Source organism: Streptomyces sp. NPDC002577 (genome assembly GCF_053594815.1).
This window is the reverse complement of the sequence record NZ_JBSFWK010000007.1, coordinates 278,999-297,546: the sequence shown is the minus strand read 5'-3', so window position 1 is coordinate 297,546 and position 18,548 is coordinate 278,999. Positions and strand designations below refer to the sequence as shown.

General features: G+C 69.8%; 16 protein-coding genes. 6 read left to right on the top strand and 10 right to left on the bottom strand.

Annotated features, from left to right (window positions below; all coding sequences use genetic code 11):
• Positions 1–90: 90 nt before the first annotated feature.
• A complete protein-coding gene (locus tag ACWD4J_RS13650; protein ID WP_451395505.1) occupies positions 91–528 on the bottom strand; it encodes a DUF7144 family membrane protein in 438 nt (145 codons plus the stop codon).
• Positions 529–819: 291 nt separating this feature from the next.
• On the opposite strand from ACWD4J_RS13650, the gene ACWD4J_RS13645 reads away from it, so the two are divergent.
• On the top strand, positions 820–1,899 hold the full coding sequence (locus ACWD4J_RS13645) for a zinc-dependent alcohol dehydrogenase family protein (RefSeq protein ID WP_451395504.1): 1,080 nt from the start codon (positions 820–822) through the stop codon (positions 1,897–1,899).
• Positions 1,900–1,905: 6 nt separating this feature from the next.
• Positions 1,906–2,592: a helix-turn-helix domain-containing protein gene (locus tag ACWD4J_RS13640; protein WP_451395503.1), complete on the top strand. Its 687-nt coding sequence runs from the start codon at positions 1,906–1,908 to the stop codon at positions 2,590–2,592.
• 67 nt (positions 2,593–2,659) lie between these two features.
• On the opposite strand, the gene ACWD4J_RS13635 is transcribed toward ACWD4J_RS13640, so the two are convergent.
• The 4 genes from ACWD4J_RS13635 to ACWD4J_RS13620 form a co-directional block, all read right to left on the bottom strand.
• Positions 2,660–3,541 (bottom strand): universal stress protein, encoded by an 882-nt coding sequence (locus tag ACWD4J_RS13635; RefSeq protein ID WP_451395502.1) that lies wholly within the window; start codon positions 3,539–3,541, stop codon positions 2,660–2,662.
• 129 nt (positions 3,542–3,670) lie between these two features.
• Positions 3,671–4,867 (bottom strand): globin domain-containing protein, encoded by a 1,197-nt coding sequence (locus tag ACWD4J_RS13630; protein ID WP_451395501.1) that lies wholly within the window; start codon positions 4,865–4,867, stop codon positions 3,671–3,673.
• Between the two features lie 137 nt (positions 4,868–5,004).
• Positions 5,005–5,448 carry an RrF2 family transcriptional regulator gene (locus tag ACWD4J_RS13625; RefSeq protein WP_451395500.1) on the bottom strand — a complete coding sequence of 148 codons (444 nt, stop codon included), beginning with the start codon at positions 5,446–5,448 and terminating at the stop codon, positions 5,005–5,007.
• A gap of 50 nt (positions 5,449–5,498) precedes the next feature.
• Positions 5,499–6,485 (bottom strand): lysylphosphatidylglycerol synthase transmembrane domain-containing protein, encoded by a 987-nt coding sequence (locus ACWD4J_RS13620; RefSeq protein ID WP_451395499.1) that lies wholly within the window; start codon positions 6,483–6,485, stop codon positions 5,499–5,501.
• A 155-nt stretch (positions 6,486–6,640) separates the two neighbouring features.
• On the opposite strand from ACWD4J_RS13620, the gene ACWD4J_RS13615 reads away from it, so the two are divergent.
• The 3 genes from ACWD4J_RS13615 to ACWD4J_RS13605 all read left to right on the top strand — a co-directional run bounded on the left by ACWD4J_RS13615 (position 6,641) and on the right by ACWD4J_RS13605 (position 11,109).
• Positions 6,641–8,605: an ABC transporter ATP-binding protein gene (locus ACWD4J_RS13615; protein ID WP_451395532.1), complete on the top strand. Its 1,965-nt coding sequence runs from the start codon at positions 6,641–6,643 to the stop codon at positions 8,603–8,605.
• 253 nt (positions 8,606–8,858) lie between these two features.
• Entirely contained in the window at positions 8,859–9,311 is a 453-nt protein-coding gene (gene paaI, locus ACWD4J_RS13610; RefSeq protein WP_451395498.1) for a hydroxyphenylacetyl-CoA thioesterase PaaI, read from the top strand.
• A gap of 136 nt (positions 9,312–9,447) precedes the next feature.
• Complete coding sequence (locus ACWD4J_RS13605; RefSeq protein WP_451395497.1) at positions 9,448–11,109, top strand: AMP-binding protein; 1,662 nt, start codon at positions 9,448–9,450, stop codon at positions 11,107–11,109.
• Between the two features lie 25 nt (positions 11,110–11,134).
• Here the strand turns inward: ACWD4J_RS13605 and ACWD4J_RS13600 are convergent, their stop codons facing one another.
• From ACWD4J_RS13600 to ACWD4J_RS13580, 5 genes are all read right to left on the bottom strand, one after another.
• Positions 11,135–11,818 (bottom strand): response regulator transcription factor, encoded by a 684-nt coding sequence (locus ACWD4J_RS13600; protein ID WP_451395496.1) that lies wholly within the window; start codon positions 11,816–11,818, stop codon positions 11,135–11,137.
• Entirely contained in the window at positions 11,815–13,026 is a 1,212-nt protein-coding gene (locus tag ACWD4J_RS13595) for a sensor histidine kinase (RefSeq protein WP_451395495.1), read from the bottom strand. The genes ACWD4J_RS13600 and ACWD4J_RS13595 overlap by 4 nt, the downstream gene beginning before the upstream one ends.
• 295 nt (positions 13,027–13,321) lie before the next feature.
• The gene (locus tag ACWD4J_RS13590; protein ID WP_451395494.1) at positions 13,322–14,686 is read right to left on the bottom strand and encodes a glycoside hydrolase family 43 protein; all 1,365 of its coding nucleotides are present in this window, start codon (positions 14,684–14,686) and stop codon (positions 13,322–13,324) included.
• A 49-nt stretch (positions 14,687–14,735) separates the two neighbouring features.
• Positions 14,736–16,181, bottom strand: a complete 1,446-nt coding sequence (locus ACWD4J_RS13585; protein WP_451395493.1) for a family 43 glycosylhydrolase — start codon at positions 16,179–16,181, stop codon at positions 14,736–14,738.
• 44 nt (positions 16,182–16,225) lie between these two features.
• A complete protein-coding gene (locus ACWD4J_RS13580; protein ID WP_451395492.1) occupies positions 16,226–17,710 on the bottom strand; it encodes a family 43 glycosylhydrolase in 1,485 nt (494 codons plus the stop codon).
• A gap of 230 nt (positions 17,711–17,940) precedes the next feature.
• Between ACWD4J_RS13580 and ACWD4J_RS13575 the strand changes: the two genes are divergently transcribed.
• Positions 17,941–18,483 (top strand): MOSC domain-containing protein, encoded by a 543-nt coding sequence (locus ACWD4J_RS13575; protein WP_451395491.1) that lies wholly within the window; start codon positions 17,941–17,943, stop codon positions 18,481–18,483.
• Positions 18,484–18,548 lie beyond the last annotated feature (65 nt).

Genomic DNA, 18,548 nt, shown 5'->3' with positions numbered 1-18,548 from the left:
GCTATCTCGCCGGACTCCACCTGCGCGCCTCGATGATCTGGCTCAAAGACCTCACCCGGACCACCCATTGATCACGACTCGATACGCGCCCTAGGCGACCGTCGACTCGCGGCGCGGTGAGCACAGCGCCCAGATGATGAAACCGTCCATGACGATCAGCACGATCGACCAGACAGGGGCATAGGGCAGCCAGACGAAGTTGGCGATCATGCTGAGCCCTGCGAGTACCACACCGGTGACCCGGGCCCAGGTGGCGCCGGTGAACAGCGCGACACCGGCGACGGCGATGAGCACACCGAGAATCATGTGGACCCAGCCCCAGCCGGTGAGGTTGAACGCGTACACGAAGGTGTTATGCACGACGAACACGTTGTCGTTGGCGATCGCCGCTATGCCCGCGAAGATCGCCATGATGCCGCCGAAAATCATCAGAACCGCGGCGGCAGCGGTCCATCCCATTACCCAGGGACCCACTTCGGCCGCCGCGCGGCCCTGTCCCCTTCCTGCGCCGCTGACATGAGTGGCCATGCCGGGGCTCCTTCCACGCAAACGCCCTGAGAAGCGCCCGCCTCCCGGACGGATGGTCCGAACATGACGTTCCGTATCCAGGCTGGCACCCCTCCACCTGCACGGCATCTCGGCGAGGATCACGCCAGGTGAGAGGTCCGAATGGTCCCTTTTCGTAGCCCGTGGGAGTCTGTTTGTGTGCCTCTCGGATGCGAGGGAGGTGCTGCGCCGCGCACCCGGAGACGGTGCTGTGCGGGCCGCTTCGACGGAGGGACGGAGGGGCAGGGGACGGAGGGGGAGGAGGAGGGCGTCATGAAGGCACTCGTTTTCCATGGCCCCGGGCAGTCCGCCTGGGAGGATGTTCCGGACCCCGACGTCGAGGACGCCACCGACGCGGTCGTCCGCGTCGACGTCAACACGATCTGCGGCACCGATCTGCACATCCTCAAGGGCGATGTGCCGGAGGTGCAGCCCGGCACGGTCCTCGGGCACGAAGCGGTCGGCGAGGTCGTCGAGGTGGGCAGCGACGTACGCTCGGTCCGCCCTGGCGACCGGGTGCTGGTCTCGTGCATCACGGCCTGCGGCCGCTGCCGCTTCTGCCGCGAGGGGATGTACGGGCAGTGCCGCGGCGGCGGGGGATGGATGCTGGGCCACCTGATCGACGGCACGCAGGCGGAGTACGTCCGCGTGCCCCACGCCGACATGTCCCTGCACGTCCTGCCCGGCGTGCTGGACAGCAGAGACGCCGTGCTGCTGGCCGACATCTACCCCACGGCCTACGAGGTCGGCGTGCTGAAGGGCGGCGTACGTCCCGGAGACACCGTCGCCGTCGTCGGCGCCGGACCCGTCGGACTCGCAGCGATCGCCGCGGCCGGGCTGTACTCGCCCGAGAGGATCATCGCCGTGGACCTCGCGCCCATCCGCCTGGACGCGGCCAAACACCTCGGTGCCGACGCGGTGGCCGCCCCCGGAGAGGGCCCCGACGAGCTGGTCGCCGACCTCACCGACGGCCTGGGGGCCGACGTGGTCATCGAAGCGGTGGGCGTGCCGGAGAGCTTCGAGCTGTGCACGCGCATGGTGCGGCCCGGCGGGCACGTGGCCAACGTAGGCGTGCACGGCAAGCCCGCGACCCTGCACCTCGAAGACCTGTGGAACAAGGACGTGACGATCACCACCGGGGTGGTCGACACCCACTCCACGCCGACCCTGCTGCGCATGATGGCCGCCGGACGCCTGCCCGTGTCGTCCCTGGTCACGCACACCTTCCCGCCGGACGAGATGGAGGAGGCGTACGACGTCTTCGCCCGGGCCGCCGACACCGGCGCGCTCAAGGTCGTCCTCGCGGAGCAGCACGATGCCCTGCTGGTCCGGGGGGCCGACGAAGGGAAGTGACCCGCCGTGTCCGAGCAGACGCGTTCGAACGCCGGGGCCGCGAGGACAGGGACGGCCCGGGGAGACATCGGGCGCCGCATCCAGCGACGACGCGAGGAACTCGGGCTCACCCGGAAGGAAACGGCCGTCCGGGCGGGCACGGCCCCCGGCTATCTGCAGTACGTGGAGGAGAACCCTGCAGCGACCCCAGGCATCGGCATCCTCATCAGGCTGGCCGACGTTCTGGAAACCACAGTGGCCGCCCTGTGCGGAGGGGGCGCAGATCTCCCACCGGGAACGGGCCGGGCGGCCTACCATCCCGAGCTGGTCGAGCTGAGTCCCGACGAGTGCTGGGCGCGGCTGGCCACGCACGGCGTGGGGCGGCTCGCGATACCCACCCCCTTGGGGCCGGTCATCATGCCGGTCAACTACAGCGTCATCGACGGGGCGGTCGTCTACTGCACCGCGCCCGGCACGGAGCCGGCGGCCGCCGCCGGTTCCGAGGTCGGCTTCGAGATCGACCGGATCGACGATGCGCTCAGTCAGGGCTGGAGCGTGCTCGTCCGGGGCCACGCCCGGGCCGTGACGGAGCCCGATGCGGTACGCCGGCTGGAGGAGCGGGCGTATACCGCGCCCTGGGCGGGCGGCGAGCGCGACATGTGGGTGCGCATCGAGACCGTGAGCATCTCCGGCCGGGAGATCGCGGTGCGCTGATCGTGACAAGGGTGACCACCGGACGGCCGGGTCCTCTCGGAGCACCCGGCCGCGGCGGTGGTCACCCTCACGTGTGCGGGACGACAGCCACCGGCGCGGCCGCATGGTGGAGAACCGCGTGGGCGACGGCGCCGAGGCGCATGCCGAGATGGAGGCGGCGTATCCGGCGGCCGACGACGAGGAGCCCGGCCTGGGCGGCGGCGTCCAGCATGACCCCGGACGGGTAGGCGAGGTCGACGGTCTGTTCCACGCCGACCTCGGGATACTTCGTCCGCCACGGTTCCAGGGCCTGGGCGAGAGCCCGCTCCTTCCGCGCGGGCACGCCTTCCCTCCCGCCGGCGGACGTCTCCTCGGCGGATTCGCCGTATCCGTACACGGGTCGCAGACGCCAGGCGTGGACGGCGCGCAGCGTCGCCCCACGAGCGGCCGCCGCGGCGAACGCGAAGTCCAGCAGCGGACCGGCGGGCTCGGCGAGGTCCTGGACGCCCACGACCACTTCGCCGCCGTCGTGCTCGGCGGTGGACTGCTCGTGCGCCCGCACCATCACCACCGGGCCCTTCGCCCGGGCGAGCACGCGCAGGCCGACGGAGCCGAGCACGAAGCCCGCGATGGTTCCGTGCCCGCTGGAGCCCAGTACCAGCATCTCGGCGTGCTCGGCGTGCTCCGCCAGCGCCTCGGACGCCGGTCCCGACAGCTCCTCGGAAGTGATCGTCAGACCGGGGTGGCGGGCCCGCAGGTTCTGCTCGGCCTCCCTCAGCATGGAGCGGGCCCACTGCTTCTGGGCTTCGAGGTCCCGTGGAGCCGGCATGTCGTGCGCCTGCCAGATCCAGCCGTGCACCAGCCGGAGCGCGAGCGAGCGGCGGTGTGCCTCGCGCGCGGCCCAGTCGGCGGCGGCCAGACTCTCGGGGGAACCGTCCACGCCGACGGCGATGGGCAGGTGATCACGCATCGAAGGACACCTCCGCGTCCGGGACGGCCGGGCCCCGGCGTCGTCCTCGTCCACTCGCGGTCCAGTATCCGCGCGTCACCGCCGCACCGCTCTCCGCCGGGCGTCCGCAGGTCCGGCACAAGCGGCCGGTCAGTCCTGGCCGAGCCAGAGGTCGGGGCCGAAGACCTCGTAGTGGATGTCGGCCGCGGGCACGCCCCGGCGCAGCAGTTCTCCGCGAACCGAGCGCATGTACGGCAGCGGGCCGCAGAGGTACGCCGTGAGGCCGGCGGGCAGATCCACCACGCTCAGGTCCGTCAGCCCGGCCCGTGCAGTGGGCACCGTCGCGTCCGGAGTCTCGTACCAAAGGTGCGACTCCGCGTGCGGCAACGCCCTGACGAGCCGGGCCAGTTCGTCGCGGTGAGCGTGGTGGGAGGGGGAGCGGTCGGCGTGCAGCACGGTCACCGGGCGGGTGGATTCGGTCGCCACCAGATGGTCCAGCATGGACAGCATCGGTGTGCTGCCGATTCCGGCGGACGCGAGCAGCAACGGGCGGTCGCCGTCCGGCAGGGTCAGACCGCCGAAAGGGGCCGACACGGTGAGCAGGTCGCCCGGCCGTACGTGCTCGTGCAGCCAGGACGAGACCTCGCCCTCCGGACCGGCGCCGTCGCGGACACGCTTGACGGTGATGCGCCACTCCGGGCGGTCCGGGCGCGACGAGAGGCTGTACTGGCGGATCTGCCGTGCACCGTCCGCCAGCTGGGCTTGGACGCTGACGTACTGGCCCGGAAGAAAGGGGCTGATGGAGCGGCCGTCGGCCGGAACGAAGGTGAAGGAGACCACGTCGGCCGACTCCTGCTGTCGCCCGGTCACCCGCATCTTCCGCCAGACCTCGCCCTCGGCCACTCCGGCCTCCTGATAGAGCTGCGCCTCCTGCGCGATCAGGGTGTTCGCCATCAGCCAGTAGACCTCGTCCCAGGCTGCGGCCACCTCGAGGGTGACCGCGTCGCCGAGCACGTCGGCGATCGCCTCGAACAGATGCTTGTGGACGATCTTGTACTGGTCGGAGGTGATGCCGAGCGCGGCGTGCTTGTGGGCGATCCGGGAGAGCATCACGTCGGGTCGGGTGCCGGGGTTCGCGACCAGCGCGGTCGCGAACCCGGCGATGGAGCCGGCGAGCGCCTGCCGCTGCTGTCCGCCCGCCTGGTTGGCGCGGTTGAACAGATCGCGCAGGAGCTCGGGGTGGGCGGCGAACAACCCCCGGTAGAAACGGTCGGTGATCTCGCCCAGGGCTGCCCCGACGGCGGGCAGGGTGGCGCGAATGACCGGGGTGGACTGCTCGGAGAGCATCTACGACCTCCAAATTGGTAAATGATCTTCGTGTTTTTGGGTGTGAGGTGGCCAGGGGGTGTGCGGGGGCGGGACGCGGCCCGGTGGCGCTGTCGCGCCGTCGGCAAACGGTGGGTGAGCGGCGCGCGGCCGGGAGGTCAGGCGGAGCTCGTCCCGGTGAGCCGTAGCAGGACGGGTTCGGTGGGGGATGCCACCACGTCGGCCACCGTCAAGGGGTCGAGCGAGGCGTAGAAGGCCTGTTGGGCCGTACGCAGGGCGCCGCGGAGCCGACATGCTCCGCGCAGTGGGCAGGGTGGGTCGCCCTCGCAGGCCACGACCTCCTCCTCGCCCTCCAGTTCGCGCAGCAGCCAGCCGATCGAGGCCGTGTGGCCGAGGCTGGTCAGGTCCAGGCCGCCGCCGCGGCCGCGCCGGGCCTCCAGCACGCCGAGCTGCTGCAACCGCGTCACGGCCTTGGCCATGTGGGTATACGGCACGTCCATCGCCTCGGCGACCTCGCGTGTCGTCAGGGACTCGCCGTCCCGCACCACCGCGAGGCGCATCACTGCGCGCAGTGCCAGGTCACTGAACTTCGTCAACCTCACGCACTGACGCTATCAAATGCGCATCTGAGATACCTATTCGAGGGGTCGGATCAGATCACCTTCAGCCGAACCAGCGCACCGAGCACCAGCGCCCCCGGCAGTAGTGGCAGCCAGACCGTGATGATCCGGAACGCCAGGACCACCGCGGTCGCTACGGCCACCGGTGCGCCCGCCGCGACCAGCGCCACCACGAGCGCGGCCTCCACTGAGCCGAGGCCGCCCGGCGTGGGCACCAGGGCCACCGCGACCGTCGCCGCCAGATACGCGACCGCCATGTGAGCCACCGGAATCCCCAGGCCCAGCGCCTGTCCCACCGCCACCAGAACGGCCGCCTGCAACGCGGGAAAGGCCAGCGATCCGCCCCACAACGCCAGGGCGCGGGCCGGACGGGTGTGTACACCGCGGGCCTCGCCGAGGGCGGTGCGCAGGAAGGAGAACACGGCCGTGCGCAGGCGGCGTACGGCAAGAAGCACCGCCACCGCGACACAGAGCACCGCACCGGCGGCGACCAGCAGCGGTCCCACGGCCCCATGGGGAAGGAGGGTTCCGAGCCGCAGCGCGTCGGGGAAGGCGAACAGCAGTACAAGGAGCAGGCCCACGCGGCCGACCGACTCGGCCAGCAGATACAGCGCCAGAGCAGCCGACGAACGGGCGAGCGGCACCCCGCACACCGCCATGAACCGCAGGTTCACCGCGCCCGCGCCGAGGCCGGACGGCAGCAGATGGTTGGCCGCGCCCGCCGCGAACTGCGTGGCGAGCAGCCGCAGCGAGGGCAGCCTCTCGACCAGCGCGCCCTGCCGGGTGATCGCCGCGGCGACCCACGTGAGGCAGGTGGCCCCCACCGCCGCGAGCAGCCACGGCCACTCGGCGCCGGCCAGCCGGTGGAAACCCTCATCGAGCACCGGCCAGTGGCGCACCGCCACGACCAGCACCAAGGCCAGCGGAAGCAGGCAGAGCACCTCACGCACAGGCAGGCGGCGGGTGAGCCCCTCAGGGCGTCGCACTCGTACGGCGGTCACATCGCCAGAGGTTCCCATACCGTCCCAACTCCTGGTTGCGGGCGCGCAGACGCAGGCTGACGTCCGGGCCACGAGCTTCCCACGGCCGCCGTCGAAGACCTCCAGGTAGACCCAGGGGTCGCCGATCCCTTGACCTCAACGTCGCTCGAGGTTCTACCTTCCTACTCATGAGCATGGAAACCACCGCCTGGCACCAGCTGCACAGCGTCATGAACGCGCAGCAGGACCGCCGCCCCTTCGCCCGCGCCACACTGCGCCGCATCGCCGCCTTCGCCCGCCCGCACCGGCGCCGCATCGCACTGTTCGTGCTGCTCAGCATCGCGACCGCGCTGCTCGCCGTCGCCACGCCGGTCCTGGCGGGACACGTCGTCGACGCGATCGTGTCCGGAAAGGACTCCGGCACGGTCGCCCGGCTGGCCGTGTACATCGCCTTCATAGCGCTCGCCGAGGCGGGGCTCGGTCTGCTCGGCCGGTGGCTGTCGGCGACCCTCGGCGAAGGGCTCATCCTCGACCTGCGGTCGGCGGTCTTCGACCACGTGCAGCGGATGCCGGTCGCGTTCTTCACGCGCACGCGCACGGGAGCGCTCGTCAGCCGGCTCAACAACGACGTGATCGGCGCGCAGCGGGCGTTCAGCAACACCCTCTCCGGTGTGGTCGGCAACATCGTCACGCTGCTGCTCACCCTCGCCGTCATGCTCACCCTGTCCTGGCAGATCACCCTCCTCGCGCTCGTTCTGCTCCCGATCTTCGTCGTGCCCGCGCGCCGTATGGGCAGCCGGATGGCGAAGATGCAGCGGGAGGCCGCCAACCTCAACGCCGCGATGGGCACCCGGATGACCGAGCGGTTCTCCGCGCCCGGCGCCACCCTCGTGAAGCTGTTCGGGCGGCCCGACGAGGAGTCCGCCGAGTTCGCCGCGCGGGCCAGCCGGGTACGGGACATCGGCGTGCGCACGGCCATGGCGCAGTCGGCCTTCATGACCGCTCTCACCCTGGTCTCCGCGCTCGCCCTCGCGCTGGTCTACGGCCTGGGCGGGTACTACGCGCTGCATGGCAGCCTCGAACCGGGCGCTGTCGTCTCGCTCGCCCTGCTGCTCACCCGCCTCTACGCACCGCTGACCTCGCTCGCCGGCGCCCGCGTCGAGGTCATGAGCGCACTCGTCAGCTTCGAGCGGGTCTTCGAAGTCCTCGACCTCAAGCCGCTGATCGAGGAGAAGCCGGACGCCCGGAGCGTCCCCGAGGGGCCGGTGTCGGTCGAGTTCGACAACGTGCGCTTCGGCTACCCGTCCGCGGACAAGGTCTCGCTCGCATCCCTGGAGGAGGTCGCCTCGCTGGACACCCGCGGCGGAGCGGAGGTGCTGCACGGCATCTCCTTCCGCGCCGAGCCCGGTCAGACCGTGGCCCTCGTCGGCTCGTCGGGAGCGGGCAAGTCCACCATCGCGCAGCTGTTGCCGCGCCTGTACGACGCCGACGAAGGCGCCGTACGCATCGGCGGCGAAGACGTACGCGACCTGTCCGCCGTCTCCCTGCGCGAGACCCTCGGCATGGTCACCCAGGACGGCCACCTCTTCCACGACACCGTCCGCGCCAACCTGCTGCTCGCCCGCCCCGACGCCGCTGACGACGAACTGTGGGACGTGCTGCGGCGCGCCCGCCTCGAGGAGCTCGTCCGCTCGCTGCCCGACGGCCTGGACACGGTCGTCGGCGAACGCGGCTACCGGCTCTCCGGCGGCGAACGCCAGCGTCTGACCATCGCCCGCCTGCTGCTCGCCCGCCAGCGCGTCGTCATCCTGGACGAGGCCACGGCCCACCTCGACAACACCTCGGAGGCCGCCGTGCAGGAGGCCCTCACCGAGGCCCTGGACGGCCGCACCGCCGTCGTGATCGCCCACCGGCTGTCGACGGTGCGCGCCGCCGACCTGATCCTCGTCGTCGAGGAGGGGCGGGTCGTGGAGCGCGGCACCCACGAGGAGCTGCTGGCGGCGGACGGGCGCTACGCCGAACTGCACCGGACGCAGTTCCAGAAGGCGGCCGCGGGGGTCACCTCCGCCGCGGCGGCGGCAGCTGTGCCTGAAGCGTCACCGGATGCCGCGGATGCCGCGGATGCCGGGGAGGTCGGGGAGGTCGTGGAGGTGGGATGAGGACGGCACGGGGGGCGGCAGGCGGCGCATCGGGCAGCCGGCCTGCCGCCCTCCGGGAAGCCGCAGAAGCAGCAGCTCAAAGCTCATTTGTGATCCGCGACATGATCCTCGACCCCTTGACAGTGGGGCGCCCGTCGGCGTGAAGTTGTAGCAGTTAACGCACGATGGCGAGCGATTATTGAATTCCGGGGTCGGTTCCTCGAGATGGACCGGCCACTCCCGGGTCGTTCGCGGACACGGGAAAGGCGCGGCTGTGACCGTCTCTCAGGAACCGGTGAACGACTCGCTCGCGGCCCACGTGGCGGCCCACCTCATGGACGGCGACCACTGTGCCCGGGCGCACGGCATCCGCGTCGACGAGGTGGCCGACGGATACGCCCGCATGGTGATGACCGTCCGCCCGGACATGCTCAACAGCCACGGGATCTGCCACGGCGGGATGACGTATCTGCTCGCCGACACGGCGCTCGCGTACGCGGCCAATGCCGGCAACCACGTCACCGTGTCGACGTCCGCGACCATCTCCTACCCCGCACCCGCCAAGCCGGGGGACGTGCTGACCGCCGAGGCCCGCGCGGCCCACCAGGGCCACCGCTCGGGGGTCTACGACGTCGACGTGCGCACACAGGACGGCACCCTCGTCGCCCTGTACCGGGGGCACTCCCGCCGTGTCGGCGGACCGGTCCTGCCCCAGGATCCGTCCTGACGCAGGACCCCCGTCCCGACGTAGGACTCGCCCCGACGCAGGACCCGTCCTGACCGTCCGGAACCCCCTGCCCCACCGAATCCGCCCCCGTGTCGCCGCCCGGGGGAGGCCCCAGCGAAAGGTAACCCGAGCCGCGATGAGCTGGTACGACGACAAGCCCTGGATGGCGCTGCACTCCGAGACGGCCCGCCGGGCCGGGACGGCGTCACCCCGTACGGCGCTCGAGATGTTCGCCGACGCGGTGGCTGCCGCCCCCGACCGGCCGGCGCTGACCTCGTTCGGGGCGCCTATGACGTACCGCCAGGTCGACGAGGTGAGCACCGGTGTCGCCGCACATCTGCTGGAGCGCGGATTCCGCAAGGGCGACCGGCTCGGGCTCTACCTGCAGAACACGCCGCACTTCGTCCTCGCCCTGCTCGGCGCATGGAAGGCGGGAGGCGTGGTCGTCCCGCTGAACCCGATGTACCGGCAGGAGCTCGACCACATGCTGCGGGACGCCGGCGTGACCGCCCTGGTCAGCGGCGAGGGCGCATGGGCCGAGCACGTCGGCGCCACGGCCGCCGCCGCGGGCGTCCGCATCGCCCTCACGGTCCGCGAATCCGGCACGCGGGCCGCGAACGGCCGCGACGGTGGCGCGATCGCTGCCGGTGAGCCTGCCGGCGAGGGTGTCGAGGACCTGCTCGAGACAGCCCGGTCCCGCGCCGGCGCGAACGTCGCCGATCCGGGCACCGTCCCCGACGACATCGCCCTGATCTCCTACACCTCCGGCACGAGCGGCACCCCCAAGGGCGCCACCAACACCCACCGCAACCTGACGGTCAACGCCGCCATGCACCGGCTGTACCTCGGCGTCCCGACGGGCTCCACGGTGCTCGCCATGGCGCCCCTGTTCCACATCACCGGCATGGTCTGCCAGCTGCTCGCCGCCATGGACCTGGCCGGCACCCTGGCCCTGTCCGGCCGGTTCCAGCCGGGCGTCATGCTGGAGACGCTCCGTCGCGAACGCCCGGCATACATGGTCGGCCCGTCCACGGCGTTCATCGCGCTGATGTCCCACCCCGACTTCGCCGCCGACGCCTTCTCCTCGCTGCGCGTCATCCACTCCGGGGGAGCGCCGCTGCCGGAAGCCGTGGTGAGCCGCTTCCGCGACCTCACCGGCCACTCCATCCTCAACGGTTACGGGCTCACGGAGTGCACGGCCCCCTGCATCAACGTCCCCCCGGGCCGTGAGGCGCCCGTCGACCCGGACTCCGGCACCGTCTCGATCGGCCTGCCCATGCCGAGCGTGGGCGCTCGCATCGTCGGCGAGAACGGCGAGGACCTGCGGCCTGGCAGCATCGGCGAGATCGCCGTCGATGGCCCCATGGTCGTACCCGGTTACTGGAACCGCCCGGACGCGACCGCTGAGGCGCTCCCCGGCGGGCGGCTGCTGACCGGTGACGTCGGCTTCATGGACGGCGACGGCTGGTTCTATGTCGTGGACCGCAAGAAGGACATGATCAACGCCTCGGGCTTCAAGGTGTGGCCGCGCGAGGTCGAGGACGTCCTCTACACGCACCCCGGTGTCCAGGAGGCCGCCGTGGTGGGAGAGCCCGACGCCTACCGCGGGGAGACCGTCGCGGCCTACGTCAGCCTGCGGCCGGGGCACACGGCGACCGCCGAGGAGCTGGTCGCACACTGCCGCGCCCGCCTGGCCGCGTACAAGGCACCCCGGCGCATCGAGCTGCTCACGGAACTGCCGAAGACCACAAGCGGCAAGATCCTCCGGCGCGCACTGCGCCACGCCGCCGCCGGCTGACACCGCCCCCCCACTGACACCGCGGTCACTGCGGAGGCGGTGGCGCGGGCTGCACCAGGCCCGACTGGTAGGCGATGACCACCAATTGGGCCCGGTCGCGGGCGTCGAGCTTCGTCATGGCGCGATGGACGTGAGTGCGTACGGTGAGCGGGCTGACGAAGAGCTCCTCGGCGATCTTGTCATTGGGCTTGCCCTCGGCGGCCAGCGCCATCACCTCGCGCTCGCGGTCGGTGAGAGCGGCGAGGCGCTCGGGCGACGCCAGCTGGTTCCCGGGCTCGGGGGTGGCGAGGAACCGGGTGATGAGACTGCGGGTCGCCACGGGGGAGAGGAGCGACTCACCGGCGGCCACCGTACGGATGCCGGTGAGGAGCTCGTCGGCCCCCACGTCCTTGCCCAGGAAGCCGCTCGCCCCGGCGCGCAGTGCCTGGGCCACGTACTCGTCGGTCTCGAAGGTCGTGAGGATGAGGACGCGGGTGCCGGACAGCTCCGGGTCCGCGCAGATGGCGGCGGTCGCGGCCAGGCCGTCCGTGCCGGGCATGCGGATGTCCATGAGGACGATGTCCGGGCGGTGGGCGCGGGCGAGCTCGGTTGCCTCCCTGCCGTCGGCGGCCTCGTCGATCACCTCCATGTCGGCGCAGGAGTCGATCAGGATCCGGAAGGTGGCTCGCAGGAGGGCTTGATCGTCGGCGAGCACTACGCGGATGGTCATGCTGTTCTGGCCTCTTCCGGTTCGGTCTCGAGGGGGTGCAGCGGCAGCGCGGTGGTGACCTGGAAGCCGCCCTCCGGCCGGTGACCGGCCTGCAGGTCTCCGCCCACCGAATGGGCGCGTTCGCGCATGCCGATGAGGCCGAAGCCCCGGCCCGGCGCGGGTGTGGCGTGAACGGTGGAGGTCCCGTCGTCGGTGACCGTGATGGTCAGCCGGTCGTACGAAAACGTCAGACGAACGTGTGCCGCCGCCGCGGCAGCGTGTTTGCTGACGTTGGTGAGCGCCTCCTGCACGATCCGGAACGCGGTCAGGTCCACCCCGGGTGACAGCGGCCGCTGCTCGCCCTCGGTGGTGACGGTGACCTTGAGTCCGGCGGACTCGCACGCGGAGGTCAGCTCGGGAAGCCGGTCGAGTCCCGGCGACGGCTCCAGTGACGTGTCGGGGTCGTCCGCCTGGCGCAGCACACCGACCGTGGCCTTCATCTCGCGCAGCGCCGAGGAGGTCGTGGCGGCCAGATCGTTGAGGATCTTCTGCATCTGATCCGGATTGGTGCGCGCCAGGTGTTTGGCGGTGCCGGCCTGCGCATTGGCCAGGGCCAGATGGTGGGCGACGACGTCGTGCAGCTCGCGGGCGATGCGCATGCGCTCTTCGGAGACCCGGTGGCGTGCCTCCTCCTCGCGGGTGCGCTCGGCGTACTCGGCGCGGGCCTGAATGGCCCCGACATAGGCGTGCCGCAGCCGTGACGCGGTGCCGCCGGCGACCGGCACCAGCAGCCAGAAGGCGGGGCCGATCGTCCTGAGCACCAGCGGATGGTTGACGGGGTCGGCGAAGAACGCCGTGACCACCAGCAGTGCGGTCGTGGCGACGGCGTAGACACGTGTGGTCTTCCGATCGGTGAGAGCCGCCAGCCAGTAGAGCGCAGCCATGACCGGTGCGAGCAGCATGGGGGTGAGCAGGTAGCCCAGTGTGCTCGTGGTCATGGTGCAGACCGCGGACACGACGACCGCTGTACGGGGGTGGGTGCGATGCCTCAGCAGGGCGAGGCAGGCGATCCCCGCGAGCAGTACGGCGGGCCACATGCTGGTCGGCTGGTCGGTTTCCGGCGTGGTGAGGGAGCTGCCGAAGACCGCGAGGCCGAACATCACCATGGACACGGCCAGCTCCCCGGCACGGGGATACCGGGCTGCGTACTGCTCCAGGTCGGGGGTCATGCGGGCTCTCCGGTAGATGGGCTGGGACAATGGTGGACGATTCGGTCGGCGAACGGTCGACTAGGGCGTGTGCTTCACATCACGGGCGACCAAAGGATCTCCGGCCAGGGCCCGCCGCGTCGTCGTGCGCCTGCCGACAATCCCGGCTACTGAGATTGCAGTACGTGCGCGGTCCGTAAGTCATCCGCCGGCACGACCGCCCGCCTCTTCCCGTGACCAGGGGGAGACCCTGAGAGACCCGGACGGGCTGGAAGATCCAGCCCGCCGGGTCTCTCGGGGGTGTGGGCGGGGCCGGTCAGGCCCAGGGCGTGACCGCCGTGAAGGAGCTGTCGGCGCGGAAGGTGTCCGTGTCCTGGTAGAGATCCACACGCAGCTCGAAGTTGTAGTGGCGCAGATAGTGGCCGGGATAGTTGTACGACTCCAGCCGGACGGAGCCACTCGCCGTGCCGGGGCGGGCGCAGTACGTGGCGTCCTTCTTGAAGATGTCCGTGCCGTTGCTGCTGTCGAAGCGGACCCGGAAATCCCAGTGCCGCAGATAGCGGCCTGCGGAGTCGCGGAAGGAGTAGCAGTTGGCGTCGGCAAGGCCGGGCACGATCGTCCACGTGGCGCTCTGCTTGATGTCCGCGGTGCTGGAGGACGTCACAGGATCGACATACCCCAGGCTGTCCGAGCGGACGACGGCGTAACGGCCCGGATAGTTCACCGACTGCAGCGACCGGGTGGTGTTCGTCGGGAGGGTGACTCCGCCGGAGACGGTCTCCTTGAGCACCGTGAGGTGGCGTACGAAGCCCGTCAGGCCGGGCAGTTCGGTGGGCGTCGACCAGGTGGCGAAGTTGTCGTAGCTGTCGCTGTACCAGTACTTCCCGGCGGAGTAGCCGTCGAAGTAGATGCGCCAGCCGCCGTTGTCGAGCTGGACGAGCGCAGGGCCCTCGACACCGGAGCCGAAGCCCGCCCAGTCGCCGGTCTTCTGGATCGTGTACGGACCGGTGAGGCTGGAGGCGGTGGCGTACTCGATGTACTTCGTCGTCTCGTTCTTCGTGAACGCGTGATACGTGGAGCCGACCTTGACGATGAAGGTGTCGATGTAGTTCGGGCCGATGCCGGACAGCAGCGTGGGCGCCGACCAGGCCGTCAGCGATGCGTTGGTCGCGGTCAGCTTGTACGGCTTGAAGATCCACTCGCCGTCGGCCGCGACCGACGCCGACACGATGATGTTGACGCTGCCGTCCGTGTCGACGAACCACTCGGGCGCCCAGGCACGCTGCAGCCCGCTGATCGGGACCGTGTAGTCATACAGGAAGGTCCAGTTGACGCGGTCGGTGGAGCGGGCGAAGCCGATCGTGGTGGACAGCGCGGACCAGGTGCGCGTGGTGTACGTCAGGTAGTAGTAGCCGTCGGTGTGCTTGAAGATGCTGGGGTCACGGATCAGGCCGGACGGCGGGGTGTACGCCGGGCCCTTCCGGAGCGTGAATCCGGTGCCGTCCGGCGAGTCGTAGACGTACATGTTCGACTCGCTGCTGTTGGTGAACGCGGTCATCGTGTACCGCGTCGCCGTACCCGGCGCCGGATGCGCTGCCTGGGCGGCAGGGGCGGTGATGCCGAGCAGCACAGCCGCCAGGGTTGCGATGAGCGCGAGCAGGCCTCGCATGGGTCTCTTCATTGAAACCTCCGTGGGGGAAGGGCCTTGAATACGCGTCACTCGGTACGCGTCACTCCGCGTAGAAGGTCGCGTCCGCCTTGGCGGTCGTCGTGTCGGCGGCCTGGACGTAGAGCAGGTAGTTGTAGTGCCGGATGCAGCGGCCCGGGTAGTTGTACGACTCGAAGGAGATCCCGGAGGCCGTGTCGGAGAGGCCTGCCCGCTGGTAGAAGCTGGCGTCGCTCTTGAAGGCGGCCGTGCCGTCGTCCTTCTCCACCCAGACCTCGAAGTTCTTGTGGCGGAGGTAGTAGCCCGGGTAGTTGGCCGATTCGAGCGAGACCGTGCCGCTGCCGGCGAGACCGGTCACCACGCGGAACTGGGAGTCGGCGAGGTTGGTGACGTTCGGTTCGATCTTGGCGCGGAACTCCCAGTGGCGGATGTACCGGTCGGGAAAGTTGTACGAGGAGAGGCGGACCGGGCTCACGCCGTCGGCGACGGGGATGCCGAAGCCCGGGGTGCCGTCGGCGTTCCAGTAGACCTTCTGCAGGCGGGTGCGGCGGTTGGGGTCGTTCAGCGGGTCGCCCGTGATGTCCTTGTAGCCGCGGTCGTGGTAGACGAGGATGTCGCTCTTGCCGTCCTCGGAGACCGTGAACGAGTTGTGGCCGGGCCCGTACTGGCTGGTCGCGTCATTGCTCTTGAACACCGGCGTCTGGCTCTTGGTCCAGGAAGCGGCGTTCAGCAGATCGGCGGAGGCGGACGCGGTCAGCATGCCCAGGCAGTAGTTGGCGTCGGTGGCGCTGGCCGAGTAGGTCATGAAGACCTTGCCGTCATGCTGGATGATCGCAGGCCCCTCGTTGACCTTGTAGCCGACCGTCTCCCAGGACAGCGTGGGCTGGGAGATCTCCGTCGGAGTGCCGCTGATGGTCCAAGGGTTGGCCATCTTGGCGATGAACAAGCTGGTGTTGTTGTTCTCCGAGGGGTTGCGCTGGGCCCAGGCGAGGTAGCGCACGCCGTTCACGACGAACGTCGTGGCGTCGAGCGAGAAGCTCTCCCATGCCGTCGTGATCTGGCCCTTCTCGGTCCACGTGCCGGTCAGCGGGTTCGCGGCGCTGGACTCGAGGACGTACATCCGGATGGCCCAGACGTCGCTGGTGGACCCGGCGGCGAAGTACACGTACCACTTGCCGTCGATGAAGTGGATCTCCGGCGCCCAGATGTGAGCGCCCATCACACCGCTGGCGTGCTTCGTCCAGATGGTCGTCTCGGGGGCGGTGGCGAGCCCCTGCAGGGTGGTGGCCCGCCGCAGGACGATCTTGTCGTACGCGGGGACGGTCGCGGTGAAGTAGTAGTAGCCGTCGGTGTGCTTGTAGATATGCGGGTCGGCGCGCTGTTCGGCGATCGGATTGGTGAACGTCACGGCGGGTGAGGCGGGGGCGGCCGCGTGCGCGGAGGTTCCGGTGGTCAGTACGGCGAGTGCGCACAGCACAGCCGTCACCACACGGGCGATGAGGCGTCTCATGGGGGGTGGCGTCTCCTCTGATTCGGTGTGGTGGTGCGGGTGACTCAGGTGGTCGGGCGAAGCTGCCACTGCTGGCAGTTGTTGTTCAGCCAGGTCCACTGGCGTACGTCGGTGCCGTCGGCGGTACCGCAGTTGGCGACGTCGGCGACCTTGCCGCTGTTCTCGTTCACGATCCGGACGTAGTCACTGGTGGCCGTGTACACGAGGCGGAACTTCTGGCAGTTGTTGTTGAGCCAGGACCACTGCCGGATGTCGGCGCCGTCGGCGGTCGAGCAGTCGGCGGTGTCCAAGACCTTGCCGGTGGCCACGTTCACCAGCCGGCTGGTGTCGTTGCCGAGGTCCTCGATCCGCCACTTCTGGTTGGCTCCGCCGTTGCAGGTCCACTGGAAGATGTTGGTGCCGTCCGCGGTGTTGCCGCCCTCCACGTCCAGGCACTTTCCGCTGTTGCGGTTCACCAGCGTGTACGCCTTCGGCGTCGCCGCCGTCTCCCCGGCGGGACCCGCGAGGGTGGTGCCGGTCGCGACCGGTGTGCCGAAGTTCGGCGTGCCGTCCGCGTTCCACGTGAACTTCTGCGCCCGCGTCGTACGGCCGTTGCCGCAGCCGCCGCTCGCGGAGTTGTTGGCGTGGTAGACGATCCAGTTCTCGGTGCCGTCCGGCGAGGTGAAGAACCCGTTGTGGCCCGGCCCGTACACGCCGGCCGCGTCGTTGCGCTGGAAGACCGGTGTCTGCTTCTTCGTCCAGGAGGCGGGGTTGAGCGGGTCGCTGCCGGTGAGCTCCAGCTGGCCCAGCTTGTAGTCCGCGGTCTGGCAGGAGCTGGCCGAGAAGGTGAGAAACGTCCTGCCGTCGTGGTACAGAGGCTCAGGACCCTCGTTGACCGGGCTGCCGGACGTCTCCCAGCTCAGGGTCGGGCTGGAGATGATCGTGAAGGTGGAACTGCTCAGCGTGTACGGGTTGCTCATCGGCGCGATGACCAGGCTCTGCGAACTGCCGTTGATGAAGCCGCTGCCCACCAGGTACAGGCTGTTGTTGTGCTCCAGGACGGTGGCGTCGATGAGCCAGCCGCCGGGGGTCAGATTGGAGCCGGTGAGCTGGTTCTTGAAGGTGTACGGGCCCATCGGGTCGGTGCCCGCGCTCTCCAGGACGTATGTGCGCTGGGAGTCGCAGCAGGAGACGCCGCTCTGCCCGGCGGAGTAGTACAGGTACCAGTGGCCGTTGAAGAAGTGGATCTCCGGCGCCCAGAAGTTGGTGTTGCGGGTGGACGTGGTGTCGCTCCAGATCTGGACGCTGGGCGCCGTCGAAAGCCCGGACAGCGTGGGCGACTTACGCATCGTCAGCACGCCGGTGAAGGACGTGGTGACCAGGTAGTAGTTGCCGTTGTAGTACTCCAGCCAGGGGTCGGCGCCCTTCACCGACTTGATCGGGTTCGTATACGGGAGCCCATCGGCGGCGGTCGCGGGCTGGAAGGCGACCGGGGCGAGTAGTGCCAGAAGTGCGGCCACGAGGGTGAGCCAGTGACGGGTGCGGAACACGGCGGCGGGTCCCTTCTGAACGAACACGAATGTCCGACATATCGAACATTGTGCGTAACTTCGAGCAGAAGATAGGGACGGGTGATGTACGCGTCAACACTTCTGACACGTTTGGTTTTCGTGTGCTTTCCGTTGTGTAAAGAATCGCCTGTTCAGGCCACAAAGTCTGTCCCGGAAGGGCGGGTTAGGCTTCTGGCGGGGGACGCACTACGGAATGGGAGGCCTCTGCGGTGCAGGGCACGGTAACGGCGGTCAGCAGTAACAGCGAGTACTCGTTCACGAAACCGAACCGGGACGGCATCACGTTGCTCGCCGGGCTCGGCGTGGAGGGGGACGTGCACGCCGGGGTGACGGTCAAGCACCGTTCACGGGTCGCGCAGGACCCCACTCAGCCCAACCTGCGCCAAGTGCACCTCATCCACGAAGAGCTCTTCGCCGAAGTGGCACAGGAGGGGTTCAAGGTGTCCGCGGGCCAGCTCGGCGAGAACATCACCACCAGTGGCATCGACCTGCTCGGCCTGCCCGTCGGCACGGTGCTGCACATCGGCGGGGAAGCGACCGTGGAGGTGACCGGCCTGCGCAACCCCTGCCTGCAGATCGACGCCTTCCAAAGCGGCCTGCTGAAGCAGGTGGTCGGCCGCGACGAGGCCGGCAACGTCGTACGCAAGGCAGGGATCATGGGCATCGTCCTGCACGGCGGCGAGGTGCGGCCCGGCGACACGATCCGCGCCGAGCTCCCGGCCGAGCCGCATCGGCCCCTCGAACGGGTCTGAGCCGCGTCCCGGCCGAACGGGTCTGAGCCGCTTCCGGCCGGGCGTCACGCGGTGAGATGAGAGGG